Below are 12716 nucleotides of genomic sequence, written 5' to 3'. Positions count from 1 at the left end.
TTCCTCTTGGGGAACTACGGCTTCAGCACGAGGCCCACCCAGACCGTGCTCCCGTTGGCGCCAGCGCGGATGGCGTTGAATCCCCTCTCGCGCAGGTGGTTGTTGAAGGCTTTCATCGAGAGCGGTGGCTCACCGGCTGCTTGGCAGAACTGCCGGTATCGCTCGTAGACGGCTTGCACAGCCACTCGTCCATTCGAGACTCGCTCGCAGCAATGCACGAGGAATCCACCGAGCGGATCCATCTCCTCCCGATACGCCAGGGTTGCTTCACGCACTTCTGTTGGTTCCCCGAGCCCCTCTCGTTGCCACTGCAGACATCCCCGCACTGCCCACGCCAGGATGCCGGGCAGTTCCGCTCTCAGGCGATTTTCCAGCGTCTTGTCCCGCCGCTCTTCGGGGATGCGCTTGTTGAAGGGGATGAGCTTGACGCGCCGCCAGATGCCTTCGTCGCTGCCCTGGATTCGGGGCTTGTAGTTGGTCGCCAGGAAGATCTTGAAGTTGGGGACAAATTCGAAGTGCTCCTTGTAGAGGTAGCGCACGGCCACTGCGTCTCCTCCTGTCAGCGACTTCACCACGACCTCGGCCAGCCGTTTGTCTCCGTCTGTCTCCACGGCCATGACGAAGCGGGCTCCGCGTAGCCGGGCGATGTCATTGGTGGGGCTCTTCGCGTCTCGCACCATCAAGGTGCTCGCGGGCGCCACCATGGCGTAGTCGCCCAACATCGAGCGCAGGACGTTGAGGAAGGTGCTCTTTCCATTGGCGCCATCTCCATAGAGAAGGAAGAGCACCTGCTCCACGGTGAGCCCCGTCAGTGTGTAGCCGATGGCACGCTGGACGTAGCGGATGAGGCTCTCACTTCCCTCGAAGATGTCCGCGAGGAATGCATCCCAGGTGGGGCAGGGGGCATCCGCGAAGTAGGGGATGAACAGAGCCTTGGTGAGTAGCTCATCGCGATCGTGTGGGTGGAGCGCTCCAGTGCGGAGATCGAGGGTCCCGTTCAGACAGTTGAGCAGATACGGATCGCGGTCGAGCCACCCAGGGTGCATCGGTACGTCCGGTTCGGCTGCAGCGAGTGACACCAGGGCCCGTAGAGCCCGGTCACTCTGAGAGTTGAGGGCGTGAGCCATGAGTTTCTTGCCGCGGTCCACGTCCATTTTGGTGAGAGCCACCGCATCAGCGATCAGGGTCTCCACCACGGCTCGAGCGCGTCGCTGCAGTTCGCCGCGCTCGTCTGGCATCCACCGCTGGCCACTCCAGACGAGCCAGCCATCCAGCTCTCGGACATAGCGCAGATCCTCCCCGTGCATCTGGACGAGGCGGCGAGCATTGCCCAGATCGGTGGGGAGGCATGAAGCGCGGAGCTGCTCCTCGCACGGGCGGGCACCGGCCGCATGCGCGTCGGCAATCGCCCGGTTGAGCTTCTCCCGCACCATCTCCTCCGTCATGGCACCGTGTGGCTGCGTGCGGCGCATCTCTTCGAGGGACGGGCGTAGGAGGTCCAGGACGGTCTCTTCGTCCACATCGGGAGCGCTGAAGGCGATGATGGACACCACCTGCTGAAGAGTGGCATCCCGGAAGCCCTCCACGGCGAAGGACCGGCCTTCGAGCACCTTTGACATGAGGGCGCGATGCTCGGGGTTTTCTAGCCGGCGCAGCCGGACCTGAAGGAGCCAGTGGCTCACAGAGGTGGGTTGCCGCGCCGACGGCTGTGTCGGCGAACTTGTTCTGGTTGATGCACGGTGGAGGAGTGCATCGACATCCACTGGAGCGCCATCTCTGATGAAGTAGATGGCGGACGACCTGCGCTCAGCAGGACACGAGGGCGAAAACCAGATACGGGCCACATCCTTGGCGGCCTCATCCGCAGGAATCCCCAAGTCACGCACCAACTCCTGCCAGACGACAGGGTACTCCTTGGGCTGGAGCGGACGCGTAGGTACCAGAATGGCGCGGAAGCGGTTGTCGTCGTAGCCCTCCGCGAGGTGTCCGTGCGAGCTGTAGAGCAGATATGCTCGACCGGCCAGGGCCTCGAGCAGCGCACTGGTCTGCCTTGCGTTGAGGTGATCGAAGTCCAGGGCGATGAGGTTGACCTGGACGATGTTCTCGTTCTTGCGCGTGGTTCCCGGCCTGTAGTCCACCAGGCTGAAGCAGCGCATTCCGAGCTTGCTCTCGCGCACCTCATGCTGGCGACCGACGAGTTCCAGCAGGGGGCCGGTGAAGGGCTTGGGCTGATTGTCCTTCTCGCTGATGAACTGGACACCTCGGACGACGAGAGTCGCCATCGAGACGGTGCCCAGGGGGTATACCGAAGCCGTGGCGACGAGGGAGCCAGAAAGGAGCGGAAGATTGGAGGCGCTGGTCATCAGCGAACCTCCGGGCCCTGCCGTTGCTCGGGCATACAACTGTCGGCCCTTGGTCCTTGGACATCCGGCAGGAGGGCGCCTGCAGCCAGGCCAAGGACCTGCTCGATTCTCACGATGAGGTCAGGCGGTGGCCGGTGCGCTCCACGCAGCCAGCCCGATAGGGTGGTGGGACTCACCCCGATCTTGGCCGCCAGGGCTCGTTGGGTGAGGTGGAGCTTCACGAGCTCCACACGGAGGAGATCGGTGTTCAAAGGAGGGTTCATCGGCTGCTCTCCATCCCGCAGCACCTGCTGCGGACATGAAGAAGCTACGAAGCCGATGTGAGTGCGCCGCCCGAAAACGTCACGAGCCCAGCGGTTCTTCGTTCCGCTGCGGAAAATCGTGCCCGCTGGTCCGGCTCTTTTCCGCAGGCTCAGCCGTCGCTCTGCGGCGCCGTGGAACCCCCCGCGGGGGGCGGTAAGGGGGTGGACATCTTCCGCCGCGCACGGCTGTCTGGATAGCTGGCTGCCTGGGCGAGCCAGTGACTCCAGCGGTCTGCTCTCTGCCGCGCTGTGTCCGTCGTCGAGCGCGCTTTGATGGGAGAATCGAGTTCGACGACGACAGCAAGGAGCGACAGGTCGGAGCCTTTTGGATCGCGCAGCTTGCGATCCGAGGCACACCAGAGCACGTACAGCGCCATCAGCAACTCGGGTGGTTCCGCCTTGTTCTTGGTGACGTCCTCAAGCACGGAGCCGAGCCCGGTGTCGTACATGTTCTTGAGGAGTTTTTTGGGGAGCTGAATGGAACTGTAGATTCTCTCTGCGTTCTTCTGCATGCCATCAGGGTCTGGCTGCGCGAAGGGGATAAGGGTATGGGCAGGAGGAATGCCCAGATTGATGGGCGGAGTCGAGTCGGGAGGCGGTCTCACCCGTGCCTTCGTGAGCGCTGGCGGCTGGATCTTGTCGAGGATGGCCGCGGCGTGCTGTATCCATTTCGTGGATTCGGACATCGCCCGCCCTTGTTCTCCGAGGGCCGCTCCTTTTCTGGCTGCGTACTCCAGCGCTACGAGATCATCTTCTGTCCAGGGCTCCCGCGCCCCAGGCTGTCCGATGAGGAGTGCGTCACGGGCCGCCTCAGGGCTGGCGTACTGCTCCTCCGCACGCGGTCTGTCCTTCAGCTTCTTCTTGCTGGCCATGGCAATCTCGTCCTCTTCGACCTCTTTCATCCCTGAAGGAACTGAAGGAGTGAGGGGCCGGCATCACAAAGTCCCCACGGAGAGAGGCTGAGGGAGTTTCTTGGAAATGCCCTGGCTGCTTCAGGAGCTTCAGAGAAACGGATGCTCGGGCTCCTACCAGACGATCGGCGGGAGGAGGAGTGCAGAACTGGATGGGGAGGGAAGAGGGCCTGGGCAACGTCGTCTTTCCCGTAGGTGGCGGAGGGGGCTTCTACTTCCCACGCAGAGCGTTCCCGGCGGACAATTCAGCAATGAACGCTTCAACTCGATCTGCCCTGCAAGCTGCTGCCTCAGTTCTCAACGGCGCCAAGAGCCGGGGGCCTCGCACTCAAGCCGGAAAGGCCACTTCCTCCGTCAATGCAGTGCGTTTCGGGTTCAACAGCGCGCACCTGCTGCTCCCTGGCGAGGACGTGGCCGAGTACGAGCACCACATGGACAGCTACTTCGCGGAACTGGTGCCTACCTCAACGCCCGAGGCTGTGATCGTCGCTCAGATTGGCGATGCGAGCTGGAAGTTGGAGCGGCTGACGAAGGTGGAGAACAACCGCCTTCGCGCCAGGTTGGAGGAGGAACTCGAGAAGACGGGCGAGTTCAAGAGCTACGACAACACCCGCACGGCGCTGGCGATGATGACAGGCTTCGTCGAAGCCGTGGAGGCCATCCCTTCTCCGCCGAAGGACGCAGAGAGGACGAGCATCTTTCTCACTGCAGTGGAGCGGATCGTGAATGTGCTGCGCGAACTGCCAGGCCTGCCAATGGCTGTGGTGGAGCCCCTTGCAGCTGTGCTCAAGCTGGCTCAGGAGAGTGAGGAGAAGGATCGCATCCCCCCGACCATTTACGAGGACTTGGGCAACATGGCCCGGGTAGTGAAGGGTGCACTGACCATGAAGCTGGGCGAAGAAGAAGCCCGCCTCGGGCCGCTACGTGAACGGCTGGCTGCCGAGGTGCTGTTGTTGGAAGACGTGGACCTGCGGAAGTTGGAGAAGGCTCGCCGGCTGCTGGAAAACTCCATGCAGCGCCAGCTCGAGCTGCTCGGGCAGATGCGCTCCCAGGTGGCGTCCGCTCGGCCCGAGCACCAGGCCGAGGCCAAGGAACTGCGCGTGAAGCTCCGGCTGGTGAAGTAGCCTCGCCCACGGCTCGGCTCGGGTTCGTTTCGACGGCCTCCTCAGCCATTCTCGAGGTCCTCGCCTTTCGCTAGGGCTATCGAATCCAAGGAAGGCCCCCGCCCATGGGGAGACAGGGGTTCCCTTACCTCGGGTCCACCTGGAGGGCCCCCGCCTTCTTCGAGCCGCCCGGGGGACGGGGTGGGCTCAGAAATTTTTGGGGCCTACATGGCGCTGGCCGCCTACCCCCATCAGGTCCTGATGACCGCACCCCCTGTGTTCGCCCTCTCGCTTCCTCGCGCACGAGGGGTCTGGGCGCCCCCAGCACTTCAGCTTCTGGGGGCGGACCGGGAACGGTGCCCAAGGACTTCGGCCACCCGTGGGGGACTGTCGTCCACCTCCACCTGCAACTAGGGTATGGACTCGGCCCACCCGGTGCTTGAGCGGTAAGAAGAAGGGTGGGGCCGCCGTTGAAGGACAGCCCCACCCTTCCATGTCACCGCGCATCCCTGCGCCGCCCCAGGAAGTCGGACACCACCGTGAGGATGGCGGCGGCCACTTCCCGGACCAGGCGCGAGGTCAGCGCCTTCCGGAGCCAGTCCATGAGGCACCTCTGCTTCCAGCTTTCCGCCTCGGGCCTTACGCCACGAGCCGGAACTGGGACTCGCTCAGGATGGCGGTGAGGGCCTGCCGCTTCATGCTGGCGGCCTTGCCCATCCATATGGACTCCAGCCGCATCGCGTCCACCCGCCTGCCCTGCACGGCGCGCGTGAGCCGGTGGTGGTCCGTGTACTCCGCCACCGCCTGGAGGGCCGCCCAGGCGGAGCCCTGCATGTCCCCCTCGATGCCGGTGCCGGCGTGGTACAGCTCCACCACCTTCTCCCGCGCGTGGATGATGCGCGGGTGGTTGCCCTCGTCCTCAGGCATGGGCAGCACCGCGTCCAGGACGTGGCGGAGCTGCTCCTCGGAGAAGGGCGTCACCGCCAAGCGGTTGGCCAGGTCTCCGAAGCGGGCGTAGCTGTCCATCAGCTCCCGGAACGCCCGGCCGGCTTCCTCGAGTCGCTGCTTCGCGTTGTCGAAGTGCGGGATGTGCCACTCGGCCCCGTCCTGCTCGTTGAGGGCGACGCCGATGGTGTTCTGGCAGACCACGCGGGTGGCCACGTTCTTGAGGGTAATCGCCGTGGTGCCGTCGTGGCCGGTGTAGCCCAGCACGTAGCGGCGGATGGGGCTCTTGTCGCCCCGGACGCGCAGCGGTTCGGGCAGCTCTCCCAGCAGCCAGCCACGCACGCCGTTGCGGCCCAGCGTGCCCGCCGTGTGGAAGATGGCGCCCACGCCACCGGCTGCCTCCACCAGCGTGCGGGCCACCTCCTCGAACTGGACCACCTCGTAGCCCTTGTGGACGGTGGCCAGGTATTCGCCCGTGTCCCCCCGGAAGAGGCCCTTGCGGTCCGGGATGGGCTCCTCCATGGGCGGCGAGAAGAGGGGGCGCTCGACGGCCGTGTAGAAGCCGGCCGCCTGGACCACCTCCTCGTAGGTGCTGCTGGTGGGCAGTTGCGTGCCCAGACCGTGCCAGGGCTCCTCGCCGACATAGGCCATCTGGTGGATGTCGTGAGACATGGTGCTCCTCCTCGTGGTGAGGGCGCACCTCGGGCATGAGGGACGTGGAGCGGGTGCTCCGCGGCCCGTGTGACTCGCGGTACGCCGTGTTGCGGGTTGGGGTTGGAGGAAGGCGTCCGGCCCACAACGGGCTGGACGTCAGCGGAAGTCTCCCGCCAGGTGCTTATGCCGCAGCATGGCGCGCCTTTTCTTCAGGCTCCTGAGCACAGTCAATCTGCTCTGGAACTCCATGGACTTCGACCCTCAAGATGGGGAGCGATGACGCGGAGACGAGCATGATGTTGCGCTGGGGAGCGGTGGTGCTGCTGGTCCTGACGGCCACGGGTTGTGCCACCTCGCGGGTGGTGCGCCTGGACACGGGCGAGGGTCGGCCCATCGTCTACACGCCACGCTCGGACGCGGAGCCCGTCGAACTGGACGAGGACGAGTTCGCGGAGGCGGTCCAGAAGCTGGCGCGCACCGCGCCTCTGTCCTCTCGGCCAAGGGAAGCGGCGTTGAGGCTGTTCAACCTGGGCCAGCCCCGCGCTTTCTCTCCTGTGCGTGGACGCCTGGGACTGGTCTCCGTCGAAGATCCGCAGCGGGGCCGGCTTCTCGTGACCGAGGAACCGGACGCGGAAACGGAGCTGGCGAGCGCCTACGGACGCTGGTGCCAGCGCCAGAAGCAGCCCCGGGACTGCCTGCAACTGCTGGACGAGGACGTCACCCTGGACGAGGAGGGCAAGCGCACCCTGGCCTTCCGTCTGGCCCTGGATTCGGTCTGGGACGAAACGGCCGAGGCCCTGGGCGAGCTGACGGACAAGGAGGCGATGGTGACGATGCTCGCCACGACGGGAGCCATCTACTTCGGCTTGTGGCTGGTGCCCGACCCGGTACTGTCGAAGGGCATCGCCGCGACCCTGACAGTGGTGCTGATCGGCTACCTGGGCTGGGACACGGTGTGGAGCCTGGTGAAGGGCTGGAGGGTGCTGGCGAAGGAGGTGGAAGTAGCGACCACCTTCGATGAGATACAGGACGCGGGAGAGAAGTACGGGAAGGTGATGGGGCAGAACGCGGCGCGAGCGTTCATCATGCTCGCGATGGCGGCGCTGGGCAGCACGGCGCAGACGCTGGCGACGAGGGTCCCCACGCTCCCCGGCTCCGCGCAGGCCTCGCTGGTGGGGGTGGGGCAGGGCGGCTTCCGGCTGGCGGCGGCGGGACAGGTCACCTCGGTGGCGGTGGCACCGGGAGGCGTCATCACCATTGGACTGGACCCGGAGGCTGTCGCGGAGACGGCGCGCGGCACGAGAGCCGTGGCGTCCGAGCCGGTGGCGTCCGATGCCCACGAGCACCACATCGCGACGAACAAGTGGTGGGACTCCACCAGCAGCGGTGGCCCTTGGTCACCCAGGTTCCAGAAGCTCTTCGACCGGGCGGGCATGTCACTCGATGACACGGCCAACAAGGTCCGCGTGCCGGGCCACAAAGGGCCTCACCCCGTTGAATACCATCAAGAGGTCTTCCGCCGGCTGCAGGACGCAACGAGGCGCTGCAGGAGCATCCAGCAGTGTCGTGAAAGTCTGACGGCAGAACTGAGGGATTTGGCCGTGCAGATCTCCAAGCCGGGCACCGAGCTCAACAAGCTGGTGACGCGAGCTGAGTGAGGTGAGGAGGGATTCATGGCGAAGCGATTCTTTGACCTATCTGATGACATGGAACTCCAGGGGCGCTGGCTGCTGGGAGACCCCACGGACTCACAGGGGCAGGAGGTGGACGACCCGTGGCAGTTCGCGGATGGCTGCCCTGTCCAGGTTGAAGCGCGACTCAAGATCCCCATCGACCATCCCGGGAGTCCTCTTGATTTTTCCCTCGCGGGCGTGGGTGTCACCCCTATTGTTCACAAGGGGGTGGCGCACATCTTCGAGGAGCTGGCGCCCGACGACGTGCAGCTCTTTCCAGTCGACGTTGCCGGACAGTCCGAGCCGTACTTCATCCTCGTTGCTACTCGGCTCATTCGTTGCATTGACGACAACGCCTCAACGGAAGTGCGGTACTGGAAGCCGGAGGATGGGCGCCCGGAGAAGGTCGGCAAGTACCGGGCGGTGTCCGGCATGCGCATCGACCCGAAGAAGGTGGGTGACGCCAAGGTGTTCCGCACCTGGGGGTGGAGCATCGCGCTCATCGTGTCCGAGGACATCAAGGAGGCGCTGGAACGCGCGGGCGTCACGGGCTGCCATTTCAAGGAGGTCACCGGCCCGAGCGTCATCAGTCCGGAGGAGCGCGAACGGAACCAGAGGCTCCTGGCGCTTCGGGATGAGACCGACGCGGCCCGCGAAGCATTCTGGCGCACCCTGGGGAAGCTGGACGAAGAGGCCATCATTCCCATCGTCGTCGGTGGTGGCTGGCCGGCCCGGCGCCAGGTCTGGCGCGTCATCCATCGCCCGGAGGGGCGGACCCTGCTGGTGACGGATGGGCTGTCAGACTTCTTCGTGGACCACGTGGAGCCGTCCGTGGGTTTCGGCCTGGAGCTGGCCCTGGAGACGAACGAGCCTCTCGGTGACGTCGAGAAGAGCTGGCCCCTGCTGCTCCTGGAGCGGGTGGGGAACGAGCTCGCGGGCAACGAGCGCGTCCGCGAGAAGGTGAAGGCGGGCTTCCTTTCCATGGAGGTCGCTGGCCAGGGCATGCCCGAGCCGCTGCTGACGAAGGAGGGCCGGGTGGGGGTGCTGCTGGGCATGGAGCCGAGCACGCTTCCCAGGAGCTTCACCATGCCGACCGGAGAGGTGCGGCTGGTCACCGTCACGGTGCTGATGCCCGCGGAGCTGGCGTACCTGCTGGAGCACGGGAAGCGCGGTCGGGACGAGCTGGTGCGGCGCTTCTCCCAGGAAGGTCAGGAGCACCTGTCGCGCGCCTGGCGCCAAGCCGTGGTGTGACCACCGGCCAGCTCCAGGGGCAGGGAACTGGCCGGTGCCATCATGGAGACGCTGGAGCCGATGGAGCGTTGCTCCGGGAAGTAAGGGCTCGTGCCACCACCTGAAGGCAACAACAGCCTGACCAGGCAGGTAGCGAACCTCCCAGCAGCCCCCAGGAACCTGCTAGGTTGGGTCCGAGGTGGGCTGCCGCCATGGTCATGCACGCGGAGAACTTTCAGGTGTACCCGGAGGCGCTGGGGCCCGGCACGGAGGTGGGTACCTGGCGCGTGGTGGAGCGGCTGGGCGTGGGGGGCTTCGGGGCCGTGTACCGCGTGGAAGACATGGCCCGGCCCGGGGAGTTCTACGCGCTGAAGTTGGCGCTGCGTCCCGGGGATGAACGGGCCGAGCGTGAAGTCACGCTGTTGATGGTGAAGGCGGTGCACCCCAACGTCGTGCGCTTTCACGGCTGCGGCAGGTGGCCCCACCCGCAGACCGGCTACCTCTACTTCGTCATGGATTGGGTGGACGGCCGACCGCTGGACACCTGGGCCGAAGAGGTGAACCCGACTTTCCGCAAGCTGGCGCAGGCCGCCGCCAAGGTGGCCCTGGCCTTCCATGCGCTGCATGGGGCGGGGGTACGGCACCGCGACGTCAAGCCCGTGCACATCCTCATCCGGGAGTCGGACGCCGAGCCGGTGCTCATCGACTTCGGCATCGGGCACTACGTGGGGGCGGTCACCATTACCGAGCAGACGGTGCCCCCGGGCACGCTGCACTTGCGCAGCCCCGAGTCGGTGCGCTTCCACCGGGCGAACCACGGCCGGCCGGGAGCGCGGTACGAGTACCAACCCACCGATGACCTGTACGCACTGGGCGTCAGCCTGTACCGGGCGGTGACCGGGCACTACCCGTTCCCTCCGCACCTGCCGCCCGACATGCTGTACTTGGCCATCGAGGCCCAGACGCCACCTGCGCCAGCGGACTTCAACCGGCGCACGCCTCGGGCGCTCAGCGACGTCATCATGCGGCTCTTGGCGAAGAAGCAACTGGAGCGCTACCAGACCGGGGCCGAGCTGCACGCGGCGCTCATGGCGGCGGTGAGCTTCGGACGGTCCGTGGCGTGGGAGGCTAGCCTCTTCGAGTGGGAGGACGTTGAGGGAGCCGAACCTGTGCCCGGCGACGGCGCACGGCGACGCATCCGCAGGCCGGAATGGCCCACGTGCTCCGCGACTCCACCCGCGCCCAGGCTGGTGCTCGCCCCGTCATTACCCTTCGTCCGGCGCCCGGCCAGGCAGGACCCAGGTGCTGTGATGCAGGGGCCTTCAGCGGGCGTACCTTCACGGCATCGGCGGGTGTACTCACCAGTGCTGGTGGTCGCCGTGCTGCTCGTGGTGAGCGTGGGCCTGGTGGCCTGGGGGATGCGGCTGCTGGAGCGCGGGGCTGTCTCTGATGAAAAGGTGCCTGCTCCGTTCTCCGAGGTGGTGACGCTCCCCGCCCCCCTCCGTGAAGTAGCGCCCGTGGAGGCCCTACCGGAAGCTGTCCCCGCCACAGCTCCGCCCATGGTGGAGGCAACCGCTGTGGCCGCCGCGCATCCCGCGGCGATGACGAACGAGGATGCACCCGTGAAGAAGGAGTCGAAGCCGTCTGCCAGCGCGTTGAAGAAGGTGGGGATGAAGGCCATGGGCGTGGCGGGAGCCTGTCTCAATCTCGCCTGTTCCGGCCCCCAGGTTCGTCCTGCTCCGCCACCGGAAGAATGCCCGCCGGGTGCCTTGGAGGCGATGGAGGAACTGGGCATTGAGCTGGGGGACGCCCAAGTCTTCGTCTTCGATGTCATTCAGGGCGAGCCCCACGTCATCACCGTGCACGAGGGGAACGCCACCGTGCGGACGGGGGGAGACTGGAAGGGGCTCCCGAGAGGGGGGCTGCTCTACGGCAAGCTCCACCTCGCCGACCGCGTGTATGGCCGCTTCACATGGTTGCGGGTGAACCAGGGCCGCACCTATCCGGTCTGCATCGAGCTGCTCAGCAGCAGGAGGGAGCGCGGCCTGGAGCGCAAGCCCGGCAGTGACGCCGACTCCGCCCGGATCTGGACGACCGGGTATGCGAACCCCGTGGACCACTTCGAGTGAGGGTGACGGCCCATGCCCGCTTCGTCTTCCGCCGCGCTGGTGGTGCTCACACTGCTGATGGGAACGACGGTCAGCGCAGAGGCGCCTGGCCCACCATGGAATGCGGGCGTACGGCAGCTTGAGCTTCCGGCGGAGCCCACCGGCAACGAGCCCGAGGTGCACATCAGCCCCGGGGTGTCCACCACGCTGGCCTTTGACGCGGAGCTGCTGCGGGACAAGGAGGGCAAGGACACGGTGGGGCTGGAGAAGCGGGAGGCCTTTGTCCTCGTGGACGTTGGCCAGGCCACGCTTCGGCTCCTTCCCTCGGACACACTGAAGAGTGGAGAGCGCCTGCGACTCATGGTGCGCTTCAAGGACGGGGCGGCCCCTGCGGGCGCGGCCTTCACCCTCGTAGTGCATCCAGCTCGTGCGGAGCGGCTGCTGGAGGTGTACCGCGCCCCGCGTACCGTCGCGTCCTACCAGCGGGAGGCGACGGAGGCGAAGGCCGAGGCCCAGCGGTGCCATGAAGAGCTGGAGCGGGAGCGCGCGGAGCGTGGAGGACCGGGGGGACTCACGGGACTCATCGCCGCCGGGCAGATGGACAACATGGGGGTATCAACCCGGATGGTCACCGAGTCCGTCACGAAGTCCCCCGGCAATGCACTCGTGACGCTGGAGGTGCACAGCTACCGGGCCCGCCGGCCGGGTGGTGGTGGAGTTGGTGATGGAGAACCCGCAAGGCGCACAGCCGTGGTCGGCGGTGGGAGCAATGCTGACGGACAGGACGGGCATGGAGCTGAATGTCCTGCCGGTGTGGCAGCGCGGCTCCGAGGAAATGGACAGGATGCAGCAACACATCGTGGTGGAGGCGCTAGCGACGCGAGAGGAGGCCCAGGGCTCCTTCACGCTCAAGCTGTGGGAGGCGGACAAGGGGCGTACCGTCAGCCTGTCCGGGATCTCCTTTCCGTAACGCGGCCCAGGTGTGCACCGGCGAGGCGCTCAAAGCTAAAGAGGTCTGACGACCTCCGGGCGTCCGCACCGTTGCAGGTGCATGACACCCTCGTGGGTGCTCCCGCCCATCCAACAGGTGATGGTTGTCACGGAGCAGTGGAGGCAGGTGGTGCCGACCCGCCCTCGTCTCTTGCCTGGGGTTCCTCTGCTCCACCAGCCGCCGTCTTCCTCGCGGCTCGCTTCACCTGGGGCTTGCGCTTGGCCGTCCTGCCCGCGCGCTTCCTGGTGCCGGGAGTGGCCGATGGCCCGGGCGAACTCCGGGGTTCCAGCCTCACGTCCTCTTCATCCCCTAGAGCGCCGAACAGGTTAGGTCACGCCGCGTGCTGGTAGCGCGCGGCGACCTCGAGGTTTTGGACGACCGCGAGTCGCCTGAGGTCAAAGAGGTTGCGGCGCGTGCCTCGGTAACGAGCCTTCGG

9 protein-coding genes and 1 pseudogene are annotated in these 12716 nt (G+C 66.2%); 6 read left to right on the top strand and 4 right to left on the bottom strand.

Features of this window, described 5'->3' with window-relative positions:
* Nucleotides 1-14 precede the first annotated feature (14 nt).
* The 3 genes from G4D86_RS48225 to G4D86_RS48215 all read right to left on the bottom strand — a co-directional run bounded on the left by G4D86_RS48225 (nucleotide 15) and on the right by G4D86_RS48215 (nucleotide 3537).
* Nucleotides 15-2363 carry a DNA primase family protein gene (locus tag G4D86_RS48225; protein WP_164002313.1) on the bottom strand — a complete coding sequence of 783 codons (2349 nt, stop codon included), beginning with the start codon at nucleotides 2361-2363 and terminating at the stop codon, nucleotides 15-17.
* On the bottom strand, nucleotides 2363-2626 hold the full coding sequence (locus G4D86_RS54440; RefSeq protein WP_164002312.1) for a helix-turn-helix domain-containing protein: 264 nt from the start codon (nucleotides 2624-2626) through the stop codon (nucleotides 2363-2365). Before G4D86_RS54440 ends, G4D86_RS48225 begins: the two co-directional genes overlap by 1 nt.
* A 149-nt stretch (nucleotides 2627-2775) precedes the next feature.
* Entirely contained in the window at nucleotides 2776-3537 is a 762-nt protein-coding gene (locus G4D86_RS48215; protein WP_164002311.1) for a hypothetical protein, read from the bottom strand.
* Nucleotides 3538-4007: 470 nt separating this feature from the next.
* Between G4D86_RS48215 and G4D86_RS48210 the strand changes: the two genes are divergently transcribed.
* Entirely contained in the window at nucleotides 4008-4700 is a 693-nt protein-coding gene (locus G4D86_RS48210) for a hypothetical protein (RefSeq protein ID WP_240360903.1), read from the top strand.
* A gap of 618 nt (nucleotides 4701-5318) precedes the next feature.
* Here the strand turns inward: G4D86_RS48210 and G4D86_RS48205 are convergent.
* Nucleotides 5319-6296 (bottom strand): DUF932 domain-containing protein, encoded by a 978-nt coding sequence (locus G4D86_RS48205; RefSeq protein ID WP_164002310.1) that lies wholly within the window; start codon nucleotides 6294-6296, stop codon nucleotides 5319-5321.
* A 275-nt stretch (nucleotides 6297-6571) separates the two neighbouring features.
* On the opposite strand from G4D86_RS48205, the gene G4D86_RS48200 reads away from it, so the two are divergent.
* From G4D86_RS48200 to G4D86_RS54085, 5 genes and pseudogenes are all read left to right on the top strand, one after another.
* Nucleotides 6572-7936, top strand: coding sequence for an AHH domain-containing protein (locus tag G4D86_RS48200; protein ID WP_240360902.1), 1365 nt, complete (start codon nucleotides 6572-6574; stop codon nucleotides 7934-7936).
* Nucleotides 7937-7951: 15 nt separating this feature from the next.
* Nucleotides 7952-9202, top strand: coding sequence for an imm11 family protein (locus tag G4D86_RS48195; protein ID WP_205520388.1), 1251 nt, complete (start codon nucleotides 7952-7954; stop codon nucleotides 9200-9202).
* A 191-nt stretch (nucleotides 9203-9393) separates the two neighbouring features.
* Nucleotides 9394-11310 (top strand): serine/threonine protein kinase, encoded by a 1917-nt coding sequence (locus G4D86_RS48190; protein ID WP_240360901.1) that lies wholly within the window; start codon nucleotides 9394-9396, stop codon nucleotides 11308-11310.
* A 12-nt stretch (nucleotides 11311-11322) separates the two neighbouring features.
* Nucleotides 11323-11928, top strand: a pseudogene (locus G4D86_RS54090) (DUF2381 family protein); the annotation flags it as partial.
* A gap of 85 nt (nucleotides 11929-12013) precedes the next feature.
* Complete coding sequence (locus tag G4D86_RS54085; RefSeq protein ID WP_275899240.1) at nucleotides 12014-12259, top strand: DUF2381 family protein; 246 nt, start codon at nucleotides 12014-12016, stop codon at nucleotides 12257-12259.
* Nucleotides 12260-12716 lie beyond the last annotated feature (457 nt).

The sequence above is a fragment of the Pyxidicoccus caerfyrddinensis genome, from assembly GCF_010894405.1.
In the GTDB taxonomy this organism is placed as follows: domain Bacteria; phylum Myxococcota; class Myxococcia; order Myxococcales; family Myxococcaceae; genus Myxococcus; species Myxococcus caerfyrddinensis.
Note: the sequence above shows the minus strand (reverse complement) of the source record. Positions and strands in the feature narration are given on the sequence as shown.